Source organism: Dictyobacter sp. Z7_2, from assembly GCF_057551105.1.
In genome coordinates, this window is sequence record NZ_BAAJPE010000002.1 from 1,335,974 (window position 1) to 1,357,271 (window position 21,298).

At 47.3% G+C, this 21,298-nt stretch carries 11 protein-coding genes; 5 read left to right on the forward strand and 6 right to left on the reverse strand.

The genetic code is table 11. The features are described from left to right. The first annotated feature begins 670 nt into the window (after positions 1 to 670). Positions 671 to 1,117 carry a hypothetical protein gene (locus AC27N8_RS18985; protein WP_487068962.1) on the forward strand — a complete coding sequence of 149 codons (447 nt, stop codon included), beginning with the start codon at positions 671 to 673 and terminating at the stop codon, positions 1,115 to 1,117. A 468-nt stretch (positions 1,118 to 1,585) separates the two neighbouring features. On the opposite strand, the gene AC27N8_RS18990 is transcribed toward AC27N8_RS18985, so the two are convergent. From AC27N8_RS18990 to AC27N8_RS19000, 3 genes are all read right to left on the reverse strand, one after another. Continuing rightward, the gene (locus AC27N8_RS18990; RefSeq protein WP_487068963.1) at positions 1,586 to 4,633 is read right to left on the reverse strand and encodes a transglycosylase domain-containing protein; all 3,048 of its coding nucleotides are present in this window, start codon (positions 4,631 to 4,633) and stop codon (positions 1,586 to 1,588) included. A gap of 439 nt (positions 4,634 to 5,072) precedes the next feature. After that, a complete protein-coding gene (locus tag AC27N8_RS18995) occupies positions 5,073 to 8,186 on the reverse strand; it encodes a transglycosylase domain-containing protein (protein ID WP_487068964.1) in 3,114 nt (1,037 codons plus the stop codon). 345 nt (positions 8,187 to 8,531) lie between these two features. Then, a complete protein-coding gene (locus AC27N8_RS19000; protein ID WP_487068965.1) occupies positions 8,532 to 11,363 on the reverse strand; it encodes a transglycosylase domain-containing protein in 2,832 nt (943 codons plus the stop codon). A gap of 315 nt (positions 11,364 to 11,678) precedes the next feature. Between AC27N8_RS19000 and dprA the strand changes: the two genes are divergently transcribed. The 4 genes from dprA to AC27N8_RS19020 all read left to right on the forward strand — a co-directional run bounded on the left by dprA (position 11,679) and on the right by AC27N8_RS19020 (position 18,759). Then, the gene (dprA, locus tag AC27N8_RS19005) at positions 11,679 to 12,854 is read left to right on the forward strand and encodes a DNA-processing protein DprA (RefSeq protein ID WP_487068966.1); all 1,176 of its coding nucleotides are present in this window, start codon (positions 11,679 to 11,681) and stop codon (positions 12,852 to 12,854) included. Between the two features lie 136 nt (positions 12,855 to 12,990). After that, a complete protein-coding gene (gene alr, locus AC27N8_RS19010; RefSeq protein ID WP_487068967.1) occupies positions 12,991 to 15,645 on the forward strand; it encodes an alanine racemase in 2,655 nt (884 codons plus the stop codon). Positions 15,646 to 15,876: 231 nt separating this feature from the next. Beyond that, complete coding sequence (locus tag AC27N8_RS19015; RefSeq protein ID WP_487068968.1) at positions 15,877 to 16,854, forward strand: diacylglycerol/lipid kinase family protein; 978 nt, start codon at positions 15,877 to 15,879, stop codon at positions 16,852 to 16,854. Positions 16,855 to 17,007: 153 nt separating this feature from the next. Then, the gene (locus tag AC27N8_RS19020) at positions 17,008 to 18,759 is read left to right on the forward strand and encodes a dynamin family protein (RefSeq protein ID WP_487068969.1); all 1,752 of its coding nucleotides are present in this window, start codon (positions 17,008 to 17,010) and stop codon (positions 18,757 to 18,759) included. A gap of 57 nt (positions 18,760 to 18,816) precedes the next feature. Here AC27N8_RS19020 and AC27N8_RS19025 read toward each other — a convergent pair whose 3' ends face one another. The 3 genes from AC27N8_RS19025 to AC27N8_RS19035 form a co-directional block, all read right to left on the reverse strand. Next, complete coding sequence (locus tag AC27N8_RS19025) at positions 18,817 to 19,593, reverse strand: SDR family oxidoreductase (protein ID WP_487068970.1); 777 nt, start codon at positions 19,591 to 19,593, stop codon at positions 18,817 to 18,819. Positions 19,594 to 19,738: 145 nt separating this feature from the next. Further along, the gene (locus tag AC27N8_RS19030; protein WP_487068972.1) at positions 19,739 to 20,608 is read right to left on the reverse strand and encodes a class I SAM-dependent methyltransferase; all 870 of its coding nucleotides are present in this window, start codon (positions 20,606 to 20,608) and stop codon (positions 19,739 to 19,741) included. A gap of 345 nt (positions 20,609 to 20,953) precedes the next feature. Beyond that, positions 20,954 to 21,178, reverse strand: coding sequence for a helix-turn-helix domain-containing protein (locus AC27N8_RS19035; RefSeq protein WP_487068973.1), 225 nt, complete (start codon positions 21,176 to 21,178; stop codon positions 20,954 to 20,956). Positions 21,179 to 21,298 lie beyond the last annotated feature (120 nt).

Sequence of the window (21,298 nt, forward strand, 5' to 3'; positions counted from 1 at the left end):
AATAGTTCAAAGAGTAACAAAAACCCACAGCGGTCGACCAAACCTGCAGTGTAGCCGTTGATCGCCAAGAAAAAGCCTTGTATTTCAACCAAAATCATGGCACTTGTATCTCCAGATTTTTCCCGATATTGAACCCACGCTTGATACTTCACCCGGACTGGTTTTGATCGATTGGCTACCAGTGATTGCGACACTGGGTTCTTCATCTCGGTTGAGAATCATTCGAGCTTGTTTGCACAAGCTGTTCATGGCGTGCTAGCAGACACCGTTGTGTTTCCAGACACAGAAATAATGATATACCGTTTTGCGCGCGAGTAAGACGCCGAGAATACCATTGAAAAGTTCGCATCGCGAAATCGTCGGAATGGCCGCAAGAGGAGAAAGATTGTCCCAGTCTCTAGCAGGTTACCAAGAAGAGAGAATATAAACGGGTTCGACCGCTCTCCGAGTTCTAAATCAGCTAAGCAATCAAGAGATTGACCTCGCAAAATGATGTTGAGCTCGTTTACCAGTTAATAGAACACTACCTATAATTTTAAGTAAATGCAAATATTGACTTAAATAAATAAATATATTATGCTTATAAGCGTGGCCAGAGTATATGTTATACTCCTGCAACATCTTAGCCAATAACCTCTATTTATTGTAAGATTAGAAGGGACTCTCTCGAATGAAACGTGCATTTTTATTTACTCTCGCGCTTATACTCATTTTGAGCATTAGCGTCCTGTCAACAAAAACAGTATCCGCTGCTTCAGCACAACATTTACATACTACACAAAATTGTAACTGGACAACCGCTTACCATCAAAATATTTATGACCAGGGAACCCATACCTACATAGGTAATGTTTATCTGTATTTAGATGGATGCGGAAATGCTTATGGGGAATGTACGGCTTTATCTATGTATGTCGGTGTCGTCAATCATTGCCAGTTAGGAGCATCTTTGGCAGGCGGAGGAGGCACAATTACTAACGATATTGGCGGCTCTTCAGTCGAATATACTAGTACACTTCCTGTAAGTGGGATGTATGTGTACATGTTTGGTGTAGTACAAGCCATACAATGGAGCTATTGGGGAAGGGTAGATACAGCATCTATATACGTTTCTTGACTCACTAACTTCAAGATTAATAAGTCATTATAAATAAAAATCACCAGCAATGAATAATAAAACTGATACCTCAATTGTAAAACACATAACCAGGTATTAATTTCACTATTCATTGCTGGTGATTTTAACGAAAGAATCTCCACCTTTTACCATCAAGAATTTGTTTACATACTCATTACTGACATACTTAGACCAATAAGCATTAATCGATCACAAATTATGAAACGACAATTAAATCTAATATAAATTTGGCTTGGCAAACTCAAAAAGCTTCTCTTGCGCATAAGAAAACAAGATCATACGCTCTTCCTATCGCACAAAGTGCTCTGGCTGGCTATCCCGTTTCTCCTGCATTCTAGGATTCTCCTGAGTAGTTGCTATGAATATTGCTATGTACAGCTAAACAAATTATTTACGATATTTTGAATAGCTGTACATCTTAACAAAGGAATGTCAATTTTTCTTACTTCAAGGATTAAAAGGATTGGTTGGGCTTTTTGGATTGGTTGGGCTTTTTGGATTGGTTGGATTGGTAGTTGTCGTAGTGGTTACGGGAACCGCGCCGGCTTGTTGAGGAGCCTGACCATCGATAACGTAATCATACACGCCAGTGCCCATCAATCCTGTGAGAATGGAAGTCGTTTGTTTGCTAACGCCGCCTGGATTGGTAAATGTCCTGGTAGGATTGCTTGAAAAACGAAATTTATAATCTGGTCCACAAGGAATATTATCACTGGCGACATTACACCACCCCAGAGTACGCTCCATCACACTATGCCAGATCGGTGCTGCACCTGTAATACCCACTACACCCGTCATAGATTCATTGTTCACATTACCAACCCACACTGCAACAACTACATCGGGCGTATAGCCAATCGTCAAGTTATCTTTATAGCCATCAGTTGTACCAGTTTTTGCCGCTACTTGCAAAGGACATTCAGCAACACTGCCACAGGTACCATCTTTATCCCAAAATGACAGATCATGGTCCCCGCTAAACTCAAAGGAGCGAGCTGGCTCATCCTCCAATACGGAGGTCATCATATATGAGATCTGAGGGGAAAACACACGCGATGCGGGTGGCTTATTCTCGTCATAGTGATATAGATTATCCCCCTGATTATCATAAATGTTTAAGATGCCCTGTGTAGGTACCCGCGATCCATTATTCGCAAAGGTTTGATACGCGTCTGCCATCTGGATCAAAGGCACGCTTTGCGCGCCCAGGCCCCAGGCCATGCCATTATTCGTGATGGTCGTAAGGCCCAGGCGCTTGGCAGTATCATAGACATTACTTGTTCCAGCATATTGCATCGCTCTCATCGCAGCCACATTCAGAGAGTTAGCAGTACCAAGGCGAATGGTCCATCCGATGGACGATCCATGAAAGGAATTACCATAATCGGGGGGAACGTATAAATTTGATTTGTCATCGACTTTATCAATCGAGGTAGGAACTGGCGTTCCAGCAGCCATACCATTAGGAAAGGCTGTAAGTTGGTCGGGGACAATCATGCCCGGATACCAACCAGCTTCAAAAGCCGTAGCGTACTCAATCGGTTTAAATGTCGATCCGGGAGCACGTCCAGTATCTTTACCGGGCGGGGCAGCTACATTATACTCACCGCCAACTTTGATATCACTATCATTATAGTCAGCACTTCCAACCATCGCCAAAATTTCGCCATTCTTGGCATCCAGCACAATCGCCGCACCATCATTGACATTATTATCCGTACTCAACGTTCCATAATGGGCAGGAGGAGGAAATAGCTGCAATTCTGGTTGATCCAGATGGCGTTTGATAGCCGCATCAGTATATTCATCAAGGTTGACGTCAATAGTCGTTTGAATATTATATCCCCCTGTCATAAAAGTATAGGCACCCGCACTACCACCGCCCAGAGCATCCTCAACCTGACGAACCACCCAGTCGACAAAGTGAGGAGCACGCTTGTTGCGTATATAGGGAGAAAACTTTTGCTTTGCCATCAGATTTTCGGCTTCCTGAGCCATCGCCGGGGTAATCGGCACGCCGCCCACGGTCATGTTCTGTTGGATCATGGCATTCAGCACAAGCTTCTGACGTGCCAATGCTCTTGTGACATTGGCGGCTCCCAGTGTGGGATCTGTAATCGTCGGCCCGTTCGGTTGAGCAGCAAGAAAAGACGCTCGCGCCAAGCCCAGGATAGGATCATTTTTCTTGGTCGCTGTATTATATGAAAGCTTTGAGATCGCCGGAATACATTTTTCATTGGCTACATGGCAGTCCATTTTGATGCCAAAGTAATCTTCAGCTGCTACCTCGATACCATACGTTTGTGCACCAAAGGGAGCTATGTTGAAATACATTTCTAGAATCTTAGTTTTAGGATATTCCTGCGTCAACGAGATTGCCATGGCCGCTTCGTCCAACTTACGTGTCACAGTATGATCGGTATCATGCGTCATGTTCTTGATGATCTGCTGTGTCAACGTACTTCCACCACCATAGCTACTAGCGCCCGCACGAATGATTGCCAATGGATCAACACCTGCATTCGTCCAAAAGTCTTTATCCTCAATAGCGATCATGGCATCCTGCATGACCTTAGGAATCTCGTCATACGTGACAGTTACCCGGCGGCCATCGTAGACCGAGGTGGCATTATCGTAAACATCATAGAGCAACACGCCATTGCGATCATAAATACGTGTATCCTGAGGGATCTGTTGATTGGCATACTGCGAAACTTTTGGCGCTTGCTGCACATAAAAGGTATAGCCATAGGCTGTCGTTCCGAAGGAAGCAAAAATAACGAGAACTGCCAGAGTTGCTACACTGATCAAAATCGCCCGCGAGGGTCCCGCACGCATCTTCTGGCGACGCTTCTGAATATGCTGATACATACGCAGAGGCTTGGAGCGTTTCCAGCGCTTGGGTTGCTGCTTTATTACAGGAGCATTCACACCCATACCCATGGGCATCGGTGCTTGTTGCGGACGATAACGATCCAGATAAGGAGCTGGTGGCTGTACCGAATATCCTGCTACAGAAGCCATTCTACCGGACCATTGATGAATGCGGCTCGCCGCATTAGATAACAAACCACCACGACGTGGTTGTCCAGCCCCTGGACCTCCTGCCGGCTGTTGTGACAACATTGGAGCACCAACTTGAGAGACTGGCGCGGGCGGTATCTGCTGCCTGGCTCCAGCATATGGTGCTTGTGATGGTGCCGCTGGCACCTGGGGGGAAGGAGAGGGCGGATTATATGCACCTCCGAGTAATCCTGTCCTCTTCTTGACCGGCTCTACTGAAGACTGCTGGTGATATGCACCTCCCAATAGCCCTGTCCTCTTTTTGCCTGGCTCCATTGATGATGGGGGAGGATTTACCCCTGGAGACTTCGGTGGGCTCGCATCCCCTTGCTGAGATTTATAACTACTTAACAATCCTCCTGTCTTTGGAGGAGTATTCTTATCTACTTGTTGCTTATTACGATCAGCATCCTGCATCCAATTATCACTCATACAGTATCCTCAATTAGCATCTGCACGTGAAGGTGATCGCCGCTTGCATGCCGCAATCCACACACTACACAATATAATAACCATCCTCACTCTTTACCCTATTTATCTATAGAGAAAGCGGATAAATCGGCATTCTTCTATCAAAGAACGACGTGTCCGGGCACAATTCGGAGGACGTTAGTCTGTATATTACGAAGCCACTTCCCTTCACACATTTACCCCATCGTCTGGTCGCTCCCTACACCATGGTGTAAAAAGACCTTCCAAGCGATATATACCTTGACGAACCTGATGATACACACTAACACAATCACCTATTTTGGGGATAGATGACACACCTCTATTGCTACCACTGGACTCGCTTGTAAACTTACAATTCTCAAAATGAGAGCCATCCAGCATTTTCAAGCGAGGATGGCTCTCATTTTCACTTTAAGCATTACCCATTATTAATATCATCGATTACCCAATCCATCGCCCCACTGCCTGGCAAGCCATTCAATGAAGACAGGGAAGACTGGCTCACGCCTGAGGGTATCGGAAATGTCCATTGTGGATGTTTTGAAAAACGGAAATTATAATCCGGTCCACAGGTAACTCCATCATTGTAGACCCACTCATTGCCCTGACGATTATTGTTGCAATATCCCAGCGTGCGCTCAATCACACTATGCCAGATGGGTGCAGCACCAGTAATACCGATTACATTCGTCATCTGAGAATTATCTGCATTGCCTACCCAGACGCCCACCGTAATATCGGGAGTATATCCAATCGCCCAGTTATCTCTAAAACCATCGGTCGTACCAGTTTTTGCCGCTACCTGATGGCTACACACGATCGTAGTCGCGCAAGTATCATCGATATCAGCAAAAGAGAGATCATGATCGTTAGAGAACTCGAAGGCGCGATCAGGCTCATCAACAAGGATAGAAGTCATCAAGTACGAGACTTGCTGAGAAAAGACACGTCCACCGATAGGCTTCTCTATATTGTAGTGATACATGGAATTGCCATAATTGTCCCAGATATCGAGGACAGTCTGTTGCTGGAGGTGCAGACCGCCATCTGCAAAGGTCTGATAGGCACCGACCATCTGCAAAGGCGAGACCGATGCGGACCCAATCGCCCAGGCCAGGCCAGTATTTGACTGTGTTGTGATCCCCAGACGCTGTACCGTTCCCAATACAGCATCGCCACCAGTAAACTGCATCGCTTTAATCGCCGGGATATTCAGTGAGCCAGCAGTCGCCACACGAATAGTATAGGGACTATTATGATATGTCGCCCCATAATCAGATGGAACGTAAAGGCCATTGGCTGTCAGAGTATCAGTATCGCCCAGTGTACTGGTACCTGCCGCAGCACTATTAGGAAAGAAGGTCTGATTGTCATACAGTACAATGGCGGGATTCCATCCCATCTCGAAAGCCGTTGCATAGTCAAATGGCTTAAAGGTAGAGCCGGGAGGCCGCGCTCCCACAGCGGCATTAAACTGTCCCTGGACCTCAGGATCGGTCGAATCGAAATTTGCACTCCCATTCATCGCCAGGATTTCACCTGTTTTAGAGTCCTCAACCACGACAGCTGCATTATGAACGTTATTATCCTGGCTAAGCGTTGCATAGATACCTGTAACTTTTTGCACTTCAGGTTGATAGATATGACGGTTGATCGAGTTCTGAATATAATCAACCAGATTGATATCGATCGTGGTACGAATATTCAAGCCGGCTGTCTCGAAAGCCAGATAGTTGCCACCCATGGACGCGACAACCTGTTGAATCACATAGTCAACAAAGTTGGGAGCACGTTGGATACGTACATACGACTTGAAGGTTTGCTTCGCCATCAAATTCTCAGCTTGTTTCGCCATCGCAGCGGTAATAGGCTTCCCATTCAGAGTCATATTTTGCGTGATCATAGCTTCCAGTACCAACTTCTGACGAGCCAACGCTCTGGCTTTATTATTCGGGTTAAAAGCTGGATCGGTCAGGCTCGGTGAGTTAGGCTGAGCAGCCAGAAACGTCGCACGAGCCAATCCCAGAATGGGATCGTGCTGCTTCGTAGTCGTGTTGTAATCAAGCAAAGAGATCGCTGGAATACATTTTTTATCGGGAACACTGCAATCTGCTTTCAGGCCAAAGTAATCCTCAGCTGCCACCTCGACGCCGTAGGTTTGCGCACCAAAGGGGGCGAGATTGAAATACATTTCCAGAATCTTCGACTTGGGATATTTTTGCGTCAATCCAAGAGCCATGGCTGCTTCGGCTAACTTACGGGCATAGGTATGATCCGTATCGTGCGTCAAGTTTTTGATCACCTGCTGCGTCAACGTACTTCCACCACCATAATCGTTCGTTCCCGCACGGATAATTGCCAGGGGATCAACACCCGTATTCGTCCAGAAAGATTTATCTTCAATAGAGATCATGGCATCCTGCATGATCTTAGGAATTTCGTCATAACTTATTGCGACCCGACGTCCACTATAAGGTGATGACTGATTATCATAGGCATCATAGAGCAACACACCATTGCGATCATAAATGCGTGTATCCTGATTTATTTTTTTATTCGCATAGGCATCGACAGTGGGTTGCTGCTGCGCATAATATCCATAGCCATACGCGGTAGTCCCAAAGGAGGTCAGTACAAAGATTGCCAGGACCACTGAAAGAGCAATCATTAGCCCACGGCCAGGACCACTTTTGCTGCGTACACGGCGATGACGAATACGCATGTGTACCAACTTCGCTCCTGAGAGTTTCCGTTTACGCTCCTCGCGGGCCGCACTATCCGAGGCCGACGCCGATGTTTGAGGTTGAGGTTGACGCTCCATAGGGGGCGCGACGGGTAGCACCGTATGGCCGGTCACAGCGGCCATATGGCCGGTTACAACTGCCATGTGGCTGGACCAGCGACGCACCATATTCACCGCGTTAGAGACAAGGTTATTCTGACTCTCTGCCTGATTACCTGATCCCCAGGAAAGATAAGCGGATAGCTTGGTCGGTGGCTTTCCTGCTGGATTAACCGAAGCGGTCGGCAATTTTGCTTCAAAGGCTGCTGGTTGAGCCTCTCGCTTTATTGGAGGAGTTTCGACAGTTTGCGTCGGCGCTTCAAAAGCTGCCTGTTGAGCCTCTCGCTTTATTGGAGGAGTTTCGACAGTTTGTGTCGGCGCCTCAAAAGCTGCCTGTTGAGCCTCTCTCGCGGCTGGAGGCGCTTCAAAGGCTGCCTGAGATCTATTTTTCGACACAGGAGGCATATCAAAAGCTTGTTGTTCCCCTTCAAAGCTGATCTGCTGCCGCTCTCTGGCCGAAGAGGGAGATGAAGATGCTGGCTGGCTCTTATCCGTGGGTAAGGGCTCTTGCAGACTCCGCGCATTTGGTGAAGCGATGCCAAGATCTGCTCCAGGGGACATCCGCGCATTATCTTCTCGTAATCGTTGCGATTTATATTTTTTCAACGGCCTCCCAATCTTGGAAGACGGAATATTCACAACATTTGGATCGTTCCGATCGTCAAATTTTGGATTTATATCGTCGCTCATACATTATCCTCATAATACATAATAGGTAGCCTCTGCCAGCATCCCTAATCCCACAAGCCTGATAGCCATAAAGCTTCATATATTGAGCATCGCAAATATGATTTGAATAGAAAAAGTGATTTGAATAAATCGCCCAAATCGCCCAAATCGCCCAACACACAATAACACGATTTCACAACACGAGGCAAGAAATACCGTTTATTCCTAACTATTACTACCCGAATGGCATGAAAAAACATCTGGCTTTACCTGGATACTTAATAGTCTGCTTGCTCTGGGACAGCATAACCTATCCAAAAAGATGTACTGAGGAAAGAGTCCAAGCGAAAAAATATCACTTCACTTTTATGGCCCCGTACGCGGCGTCCCGACCCAATCCGTAGCGCGATATTTTTGATCCAACTCAACACGTGGAGGATCTGTATCTATCTGCTGAGATCCATCAGGCATGCGAAACATCCATGTAGGGTGTTGAGAAAAGCGAAAATGATAATCTGGTCCACATGGAATCTGATCCGCAACGACAAAGGCGTTGGTCTGCATAGGATTCTCATTACAACGTCCAACGACGCGCTCCATCACGCTATGCCAGATAGGTCCAGCGCCAGTAATACCGATAACTTTATTCATCTTCTCATTATCGGCATTGCCAACCCAGACCCCCACCACAGCATCCGGTGTATAGCCAATCGTCCAGTTGTCTCTAAAATCGTCCGTCGTGCCTGTCTTTGCCGCTACCTGATGACTGCAAAGCAAACGCGAATAAGCACATGAAGGGTCCATATCAGCAAAGGAGAGATCATGATCGCTCCCAAATTCGGGAGCGCGTGAGGGCTCATCAGAGAGCACAGAGGTCATCATAGATGCTATCTGAGGAGAAAACACACGCCCGGAGAGCATACTCATTTCATCATAATGATAAAGATTATGCCCATAATTATCCCAAATATCTAAAATACTCTGTGGCGCAACACGCTCGCCTTCGTTCGCAAACGTCTGATAGGCATTGACCATCTGTAAAAGAGGAACATCCTTTGAGCCAAGAGCCCAGGCCAGACCAGTATTCGTTTGAGTAGTAATCCCCAAACGATGGGCGGTATGTAACACTTCATTGGCACCAGCAAATTGCATTGCTTTAATCGCTGGAATATTATAAGAATTAGCAATGGCAGTCCGCAAAGTCATCAGCCTCTGGGTGTAGGTATGACCATAATCATAAGGGGCATAGACAATTGTATGACGAGCGGCGATTTGATCATCATTGGTAGGAAGAGCGGTTCCTGGAGGTGCGTGATTGGGGAAATAGGTTCGATTATCGAGGAGCATCAAATCCGGCGACCATCCCATCTGAAACGCGGTAGCATACTCGATAGGTTTAAATGTCGAACCAGGAGGTCGAGCATTGACCGCCGCATTAAATTGCCCACCCACACGAGGATCGTCAGAATTATAATCGGCACTGCCATCCATCGCCAAAATCTCGCCATTTTTTGCATCCATGACAATGACAGCCGCAGTATGTAAGTTCTTATCTATACGTAAAGTGGCATAATATCCACTCACCTTCTGGTACTCAGGTTGATTGATATGACGATCAACCGTGCGCTCTACATACTCCTCCAGGTTTACATCAATCGTCGTACGAATATTCAGGCCAGCTTTTTGGAAGAGATCATAGCCCACCATAGAGTCGCCAGCCCCCAATGTCGCAGATACTTGATTGACAATCCAATCGACAAAATGAGGAGCTCGCTTATAACGTGTATATGCGTGAAAAGGAGTCTGCTCCATCAAATATTGTGCCTGCTTGATGATGATAGGAGTAATCTTTCCCACACCATCAACTACGATCTCTTGCTCCATCATCTGATGAAGGACCAGTCCCTGACGCATAATAGCACGCTGTTTCGCATCGCTCCCCAGTGTAGGATCATCAAAGCCTGGTTGATTCGGCAGGCCCGCCAGGAGAGAAGCCCGCGCTAATCCCAGTAGAGGATCGTTTCGTCTGGTATGCTGATTGTAATTGAGCCTGGCAATTCCTGGTACACAGCGTTGATTCGTCTGACAATCGGGCCGCAGATCAAAGTAATCTTCCACTGCCACTTCAACCCCGTACGTCTGCGCACTAAAAGGTGCCACATTAAAATACATCTCTAGAATTTTGCTCTTAGAATACTGTTGCGTCAGGCCAATCGCCATTGCTGCCTCGGTCAACTTACGATTCAAGGCATACTCATGATTATTCGAAAGATTTTTTATCACCTGCTGCGTCAATGTGCTGCCACCCCCATATTGTCTGGCAGCCGCACGTAATATTGCTACCGGCTCAATGCCAGCATTCATCCAAAAAGTTTTATCCTCAATCGCAATCATGGCATCTTGCATCACCTTAGGAATATCCGCATACCGCACGACCACACGACGGCCTCCGCGTTTTGAATTCTGATCATAGGCTTCAAAAAGTAAAACGTTATTGCGATCATAAATACGGGTGTTTTGAGCAATATGTGCATTCGCCAGCTCAGTCATCCGTGGCATCTGCCGCTCATAGTAGCCATAGCAATAGGCAAAACTAGCGGAGAGAGCAAGTGCACATAGCACAATGACACTCATAATGATACTCCCCCAAACCTGTTGAGGCTGCCCTTGCCAGCGCTCACGACGTTGTTTCATGCACATACTTGTCCGCAAGATGCGCGATCGTCGCCAGGGAACGCTTTTCGGCTCCTGAGGAGATTCTGATTCAGTCGCTAACCTGCGAGGATGCACTGGAGGATGCTCCATAAAAGGAGCGGGGGGGTGCACCTGATAGCCAGCTACGATAGCGACTTTCCCTGACCATCGGCGCATCATATCCATAGTATGAGTTAACAGCTTATGAGGTCGCAAAAATTGGGCCTGCTGGCGCGTATCATATCCGGAAGAAGATATTGCTAAGCTATCCTCTATGAGAGCTGGAGCTACATCGGAGGTTGGATATAATGGCAAAGGAGCTTCAATCGATGGCAACGTCAACACAGCAGTCTCTTTTGTATCAGAAGTGTGCAAAGCGCGTGCCGCCTGGAGTTGTTGATCTCTATAATTCTTTAAAAGCCCACCCGTCTGATGTGGCAAGCGACTTTTCAGATGCGCTCGACTGTTTTTTAGTTGTGGTTCCCATTCCCAATAGTCACTCATAATAAACGACTTCCTCCCATCCACATCACAAACCAGTTTGCATCCGTCACAAGGGCACAAGAGAAGACAAAAAGCTTTACTCACACCTTTGCCAGTCCATTCCCATAGGTAAACCAGAGTATACAGGAATACAGAAGAAAGGTCAAATAAATATCCTGAATGCTTATTCACTAAAAGTTACACAATATTGTACACCCATATGTACTATATACTCCTGTAAGATTATATAAGAATATGCTGATTCTATATAATTTAAGCAGAGAAATATGCAAATTACTGAAAGCTTTATCGGACATTCAGCAGAGGAGTAGAAGCATGATGGGCAAGCAGCAGCGACAAGTGGAAGAGAGTGAAACATTCGCCCGTTATTATCCATCCGAGGTCCTATCTCTGGAAGAGCTCGCCTACTGGATCGCCTTCAGCCGCGTGATGGGCATTGGACCAGTGCGCTTTCAATTGTTGTTGGATTTCTTTCAAGAAGATGTTGCCAGTGCGTGGCAGGCCAGCGCCAAAGATCTAATTGCCGCCGGGTTGGATCAAAGAACAATCAATAGCTTTTTCCAGCAACGGGCCGCCATCGATCCTCCTCATGAGCTAAAACGGCTGGAAAAACTCCGCATAGAGGTCATCACCTGGAAAGATGCCAACTATCCGCCCCTCCTCCGCAAAATTGAATATGCCCCACCGGTCTTGTACATCTGTGGCAAACTTGCCCAGGATGATCTACGCTATACTATCGGCATCGTTGGCACACGCAAAATGAGCGCTTATGGTCGTCAGGTCACAGAACATCTCACCAAAGAACTCGTCAAAGGAAAGATCACAATCGTCAGTGGCCTGGCCTTAGGCATCGATACAGTAGCACATACAACTGCAATTGATAATGGCGGCCGCACAATTGCGGTGATAGCCTGCGGGCTAGATACCATCTATCCACCAGCCAACTATCATCTGGCCAGGCGCATCGTTGACTCCGGACAAGGCGTACTGATCACAGCATTTCCATTGGGCATCAGGCCAGAACCTGGGAATTTCCCGGCTCGCAATCATATCATTTCTGGTTTATCGCTAGGCATCCTTGTCACCGAGGCTCCAAAAAAGAGCGGCTCAATCATTACCGCCAATTCAGCTCTGACGCAGGGACGCGAAGTATATGCCGTGCCAAACAACATCTTCTCAAACAGCGGAGCAGGCGTTAACAAGCTCCTTCAGGACGGAGCACATCCAGTCACAAATGTCAGTGACATCCTTGAGCATCTCAACATCCATGTCGTACCACAAGAGGAAGAAGTCCCTCCACGTGAGCCACAAACGGAAGCGGAGAGCATACTTCTCACGCTGCTCACTCGTGAGCCTCAGCACATAGATGCATTAACGCGTGAGTCGCAGCTAGCAGCCAATACAGTCACTTCGACATTGACAATCCTGGAGCTAGACGGTATCGTGAAGCAAGTGGGCAATATGCAATATGTGCGCACCACGCAACGTTAAAGATAGACGATATCATTTATACGACCAATATTCATACTCTTCTTGCTACAAACAGCAACAGAGTTGGCTATACGTAGCCCCAAAAAGCTGATATTGTGCCTCACGCTGCGTAGCTGGATACACAAAGAGGAGTTCCATGATTTATCTCGACCACTTATTAACAGCGACACAAGGAATCTTGCACCATCAGAGCAAACATACCCATTTCAGTGCATTTAGCCATGACTCGCGCCAGATCGTTCCCCATGAGATGTTTGTTGCGGTAAGCGGCGAGCGAGGTAACGGTCACGACTTCTTACTGGATGCCATACGTAAAGGAGCTACAGGCCTGCTGATTGAGGAAAAAACACTGGCTCACCTCTCAGCACAGGCATTGGCACAGATCTCCAGTGACGATGTCACAATAGTGGTCGTTGAGAATACGCGTTTAGCTTTACAACACTATGCCAGTAAAATCTTAGAGATCTGGCACCCAACAGTGATTGCAGTCACCGGCAGCGTTGGTAAGACCAGTACCAAAGAAGCGATTGCCTCTGTCCTTGCCCATCAATTTAACACATTTCGTAGCTGGCAAAACTACAACAATATATTAGGTCTCGCGCTCTCGCTGGGACGATTGGAAGAGCACCATCAATATGCGGTACTTGAGCTCGGTTGTGATCATCCAGGTGAAATTACAGCCCTGTGTCGCATGCTACGTCCACAGATAGGAGTGCTCACCAACATCAGCCCGGTCCAGTTGCATTACTTCAATTCGATGGAGCATCTGTCCTCAGAGCTAGGCACACTCTTAACGAGCCTGCCGGAGGGAGGACACTTCTTCTATCAACAAAATGATCCAATTATTCGCGCGCAGCTAGAACAATATCATGCAAAGCAAAGCTCCCCGGTTAATTGCCATCCATTTCTCACAGGCTCCCTTACAGACGCAGTAGAAATATCTCAACAGCTCAATTGGGACGGTATACACACCACCATCCATCAACCGACAGCTCCAGATACAATCCAGTTGCACTCCCATCTACTTGGAGCACATCATACAGATACCATGCTGGCAGCCTATCAGATTGGACGCACCCTTGGTATCGCCAGTCCGCTACTGGAACAGGCAATGACCACGTTACAACCATTGCCAGGACGGCTCAATCCGTTACCAGGCATCCAACAAGCCATGATCTTAGATGACACACATAATGCCACTCCTGCATCCGTCTTAGCAGGCTTACAAACGCTTAACAGCTTGACCCCTCCCCATGGTCGTCGGATCGCAATCCTGGGCGACATGCTTTATCTGGGAGCCTTTGAAAAAGAAGCACATAGGCAAATGGGCCAACAAGTTGCCCGGTATGCCGATTACCTTATCACACGTGGTGAATGGGCCGCCCTACTAGCAGATGAGGCACAGCTGGCTGGCATGAACTCCACCCATATTGTCAAAACATCGACACACGAGGACGCAGCACAGGCAGCCAGGCGCATTCTGGAGCTAGATTCCTCAAGAGCAGCACAGACAGCTGAGAGCAAGCCACAGATACGTGATGTCATTCTGATTAAAGGGTCCGAAGAGACGCGTATGGAGCGCGTTACGGAAATGCTCATGGCAGCACCTTGGGAGGCACCAGAAAAACTAGTTCGCCAAACGCCCGGCTGGAAAAAAACGTTCTTTATGCATGCTGAGCGTCCAACCTGGGTTGAAATAGATCTCAACGCCATCGGAAATAATACGCGTCACATCAAATCGCTCGTTGGCCCCCAGACACAGGTCCTGGTCGCACTCAAAGCCGATGCCTATGGCCATGGAGCAGTGAAAGTAGCGCGTACGGTGCTCCAAAATGGAGCATCTATGCTTGGAGTGGCTACGGTGAGCGAAGCTCTACCACTACGAGAAGCGCATATCGAAGCGCCGATACTGGTCTTCGGCTATGTACCACGCTGGCAAATGCGGGAAGCCATCCGACTAGGGGTAAGCATCACCATCTATTCAAAAGAGGAAGCGCAAGCACTACGACATACCGCACTTGCGCTCAACAAAATAGTCAAAGTCCACGTCAAAGTAGATACAGGTATGGGACGACTTGGTATCCGACACGAAGAAATCGATAAGATCCTTGAACTGATCCTTGAAATCAAGGCCATGCCTGAACTCATTTTTGAGGGTATCTACACCCACTTTGCAAAAGCCGACGCAGAAGATCGTAGTCATGTGCTGCTACAACTTGAACGCTTCCAGAGAGTGCTCCAGAGATTAGATCAAGAAGGCTTACGACCACGCATTGTCCATGCCTCTAATAGCGCCGCTACGCTCACTTTACCTGAAGCTCGTTTCGACATGGTACGTCCTGGGATAGTGATCTATGGACTCGAGCCGTCTCCATATGTACGCATACCTGAAGGTTTCCGAGCTGCTCTTTCATTCAAAACACAGATCTCGCAGGTCAAATGGATCCCAAGCGGCGAAGGTATCAGCTATGGAAGCACTTATATCACAGAACGCCCCACGCGTATCGCCGTCCTGCCTGTAGGGTATGCAGATGGATTTAGACGCAGCCCACAAAATTGGGGGAGTGTCCTGATACACGGACAAGAAGCGCCTCTTCTGGGACGCGTCTGTATGGATCAATGTATGGTCGATGTCACACACATACCTCAGGCACGTATGGGCGATGAAGTCGTCCTGATCGGCCGGCAAGGAGCAGCGACCCTCACAGCTGAACATATTGCCGAACGACTGGGTACCATCAATTACGAAGTCGTTTCAGAACTTTTGGCACGTGTACCACGCGTTGATTAAAATAGCGACCATGGCTACGCATACATAGCTACAACTAGATTCACAGGTAAAACGTAAAAGGATTAGCAACCCATACAACACGTGTATCGCATTTAGGTGAAGAACAATACCTGACCTTCTTTACCTGTTTGACAGAGAAGGATTGTACTGTCTCTTGATTAAAGTAACAAACGCGAATACATTGGGCAAGAGTATTGCGTAAATAATAAAAAAGGTTCAAAGAGGCTCAAGATGCAAGAAATAGAACAAGAACCTGATATCTCTAGCCAAAAGCACAGCACAAAAGCTATTTTGATTTCCAATCCTACCTCTGGCAGCTATATCTTTCATGCCCGCCAGATTGATCACATCTGCTCTACTTTACAAGAGCATGGTTGGCAAGTCGAATTAAAGCTCACGCACGCCAGTGGCGACGCTCGTCGTCTGGCACACGAAGCAGTCGAGCAACACATAGATGTTGTGGTGGCCATCGGAGGAGATGGTACGATCCATGAAATAATTCAGGAGCTTGCAGGAAGCGAAACAGCTCTTGGAGTCTTGCCAAGCGGGACCGTCAACGTTTGGGCACGGGAAGTAGGCATTCCCCTGGATCTCAACGGTGCCAGTAACGTCCTTCTCCATGGTCAAACACGCCATGTTGACTTAGGAAAAATTAACGAGCGCTTCTTCCTACTGATGGTCGGGATTGGGATCGATGGAGAAGTCACATATGCAGTCGAGAAGCGACCAGTCAAACGTCTGGGTGTCTTCGGTTACCTGCTGCTAGCCGCCTGGTGGGGAGCACGCTATCCTGCTTTTCGCACCATACTGGATCTAGGAAAGCAAACGATGAAGGTCAATGCAATCCAGATCATTGTCGGCAATACACAATTATACGGCGGAGCGCTTAAATACACCTGGCAAGCCAAGTGCGATGATGGGCTCCTGGATATCTGTATTATTCGCAAACAGAGCATGTTAAAGCGGGGAGCAGTACTCATAGATTTCTTGCTACGACGTCATCAGCGGAAGCAGTGGGTGCGTTATGAGACCAGTGACACGATAAAACTCTATACGCGTCAACCAGTTGCAATCCAGGTTGATGGTGAACCAATGGGACATACCTATGGCGGTGAACGACCTACCTTCCTGCGGGTTATTCCCAGGGGACTAAAAGTGATTGTACCTCAAACTCTCCCTGAAGATCTGTTCTCTCAATCAGCTGACTAACGTATAATAAGTAGAACAGACGTATCTCATCATAGGCAGCAGTTTCAGTTGTAAAAACGCTGCCATTGTGCCGGCTGACTTCCCTTGCAAGGAGATGTCATTATACGGCTTCCCATAATTCGAAAGAACGACCTTGCAGAGGAGCAATTTTCTATGGTAAAAGCAATCTTACAAGAACGACAGCGTGTACTGCTACAACAGGAAAAAGTGATTGCAGTTGAGTTGGCAAACTGCCTGGAAAATTTCGAAGGTGGCGAACCATATGAAAAGACCCTACGCCAGGTCACGGCAACGCTGGATGATTTGTTTCTCCTGGTAATCGTTGGAGAGTTCAATGCAGGAAAGTCTGCCTGTATCAACGCGCTCTTGCACAGTGAAGTCCTGGAAGAGGGAGTCATTCCCACCACCCATCAAGTCACTATTGTGCGCTATGGGGACAAAGAATCCCAGCAGATGAAAGAGCAAGACATCGTAGAATTAGATTATCCAGCCGAATTCCTACGCGATATCAGTATTGTCGATACTCCCGGCGTCAACGCAGTGCTACTCGAACATCAACGCCTCACCGAAGAATTTGTGCCGCGCAGCGACCTGATCCTGTTTGTGACATCGGTAGATCGTCCCTTCACGCAAAGCGAGAAAAGCTTCTTAGAGCGCATCCGTGCCTGGGGCAAAAAAGTCGTGATTATCCTGAACAAGATAGATCTACTACGTACGCCGGAAGAGCTTGATAAGATCACGCGTTTCATTCGCGATAATTGTCAGCAGCTACTAGGATTTCAGCCAGATCTTTTCCCCGTATCAGCACAACAGGCGCAGCAGGCACGTATAGCGGTAGGGCATCAAGCCGTTGGGCAATGGGAACAGAGCCGCTTTGGAAAATTAGAAGAATATCTTTTTGAGACACTCGATGCGGAAGAGCGTATCCGCCTGAAACTGCTTAGCCCCTTGGGAGTGATGCAACGTCTCTTGAGCCAGACCAGCGATTCCGTCGAAGCTCGCGCCAAGCTGCTGGCCGAGGATGCTCGCACCGTAGCAACGATCGATGAGCAATTCAAGTTCTACGGGGAAGATATGCAACGGAACTTCAAGCATCGCCTCACCGCCATTGTCAATATTGTCCTTGAGATGCGAAAGCGTGGCGACGACTTCTTTGAAGACACGATTCGTCTACGCCATATCTTAGATCTGGTACAGAAAGAGCATATTCGCCAGGAATTTGAGCATGAAGTGCTTGGCAACAGTGCCGCGCAAATTGAGCAGTCCGTTCAAGAGATGATCGATTGGATGGTCGAACAAGAGCATCACTTCTGGCAAAATGTCATGGAATACATCGACCGCCGTCGCGAGGTCAGCTTACGACGCGATGAAAAAATGCTTGGAACGGTCAGTAAGCAATTTGACTATAATCGCCGTGTACTGCTTCAATCGGTCTCTCACACCGTCACAGGAGTCGTCAACACCTACGATCACGAAGCGGAGGCCACACAACTTTCGCTGGATATGCGCAACACAGTCGCATCCGCAGTGATCACTGGAGCCGGTGGCGTCGGATTAGGCGCACTGATTGTCGCATTTATGGGCACGCTAGCCGCCGATGTCACAGGCATCATTGCAGGGATTGGCTTCCTGCTGATTGGTTACGGCATTATTCCCTTACAGCGCAAGCGAGCAAGAAAAGCGTTTAATGAGAAGATGGAAGAGCTTCAGGGACGCCTGACAGCCACGATGAATGATCAATTTCAGAAAGAATTGTATAACTCGACCAGCCGTATAGAGGACGCCATTGCCCCCTATACACGCTTTGTCCGTGCAGAACAACAAAAAACCGCAGCGATTCAGGTTCATCTTAGCGAGATCAATACAACCATCAACCGCTTAAAGCATGAAATAGAGGCTCATTAGGTCGCGGATCAATTGCACACGCATACATGTGCTTCATCCAACTGTCCATACAGATGGTCATCCGACTTGCGTATGCAATAAGGACTCTAACGAACCTCCAATGACAACGATGCTGCCCGTGGATAAAGCAGGATCAGTGGCAGCAACTGCGATCGTTTCACCCATCTCAGTTGCTGTCGGCAAAGAGCCAACCAGAGTCGAGCGATTAGCCGATAAGCCTGGAGAGGAACGCTCCAGAAGTTTTGGAGTAATCGTCCCATCGATCAGATCGCCAGTCACGATAATCAACTTCACATTCTGTTGCGAAAATTCAGATTGACGAAGGCGTAATGCTTGCTCGCCAGCATATTTTGATGCGGCAACTGGTTCGTATGCAGGAATTTGGGCGATGTTTTGTGCATAGAGATGCGCCCAATGGCTGGTAACAAATACGATTACACCACCGGCAGACATCATTGGCAATGCCAGGTCCACCAGGGCTATCTGAGCATCATGATTGATGTGCATCGGATATTCAGGATCAATAGCCAACACATCCTTCTCCAGGCCACCTGAGGCATTCAAGACCAGGATGTCCAATTGAGCATTCCACTGCTGGAGCTGTGCAAAAAGCTGCTTCCGTTCCTCAGCATGTGCAATATCACAGCCGAGGATGAGCGCATCCGTTCCCAGCAGTGTTACTTGGGATGCGATTTCCTGCGCTCGCGATGCCTTATTGCGATAGGTAAAGGCCACATCATATCCACGACGAGCCAGGGCCAGAACTGTCTCCGCACCGATTCCTCGTGATCCACCTGTAACCAGAGCAGTCTTTGTCTGTACTGCATCTGCCATCTAGATCTCCTTTCATGATAAAACAGAAGATATATATTACACGCATATAAATACGCTGTGTAGCATAGCATAGATGGTAGAGATTTCAAAGACAAAGATATGAGCTGATATTCTGTACATCCTCTGGCACAGAGTACCGATGACATTACACCTTTTTTGTCCCGTAGACGGCATAGTGATACTGAATACCACAAAATTCTTCGCCCATGATTTCAAGATGGGCCAGTTGAAACAGATCCTTAATATCACCATCCGACAGACCTTGTTGCAACAATGGTGACGTACAATTACTCCTGATGATATCAAAACGCTGGTAGAGAGAATTCCAATAATAGGTTCCAGCTGAAAAATTGAGCACGTACGGCACCAGGCGAATCTCAGAAAACCCAGCCTTACGCATCAGTTGCTCTATCACTGTAGCAATTCCCATACTATAGCCGTCAGGAGAAAAGCCAAAGCCCATCTGATGCAATGCCATACAGACATACTTATTAATCGTCTGAAATGCCAGACTGTTGGTAGCAACCAGATCGGCACTCACTAACCGAAATACTCCATTGGGACGCAAGATACGCAGCATCTCTTGCAGCATCCCATGCCACTGATCTCTCCGCACAAATTCTTTAAAAGACCTTCCATAAATAATATCGAAGGTATTATCGGAGAAATCCAATTGACTAAGCAGATCCATAGTTCCAAAAGAAAGGTTCTTTAATTCCTGATTGTGAGCTCGGGCGAGAGCATAATCAATAACTTGTTTGGATTCATCAATACCGGCTACCTCGATGTGTGGATAGCGATACGCAACATCAATCGCCCAATCTCCAGGGCCGCAAGGCAGATTAAGCGCCACATGGATCGACTCAACAGCGGGGAAACCAGCCAGTGGATCATCTCCCATCATCCTGGTAAAGTTCCGGATCTCTTCACTACTACGGATAAGTTCTAACGGTTGACCAGCCCCAAAGATATTATGGGCAATAGATGGATCATCAGAAGATTGATAAGCTGACACGAGAGCACTTCCTTTCCTTTAACACCTTTCGACCATACTCCACGACATGCGCAATCGTCTGCCTCTGCTCTTCCTACGAATAATTCATGGTCTTTCGCCAACATTATACAAATATATACATATATGCGCAAGATACTTTTAATATCAGGATAATATTCGTTCTTTAGAAGGAATATATTCCAGCCCTCTGCGGTAATACACTGACAAAATGAGCAAAAAATTGCCCATTTCAGATGGCTCTATCTCATCGTAGCCATCCAAAACGGGCAAATCATGTTCTATATAAAAAGAATGACGCGTTAGGACATCTAATAGATGCCCTAACGTCAATCCGATCCAACTTGATTACGAGACCAGCTCCAGAGTTGGGACGCCTAACACGCGTGCTAAAATACGTACGTGATAGGGTTGTGCCTCTTCGCGTCCTGTCTCAAGATGAGTGATAGTATCGCGACGAAGGCCAGATAGATCAGCCAGTTGACCCAAACTCAAACCCTTCTTCTGACGAAGAGCCCGTAGTTTAGGAATCCCGTGAGATCGAGTCATTCTCACTTTTGTTACTACTTTCATATTCCTCCTCTTCGAGGTCCTATTACAAGCTCCCCCAGCATCGTCGCAAGAGAAGACGGCTAATGCAAGTCCTGTATACGCTTTCTCTATCTACTTTAGATAGCATACCAGATGATACAG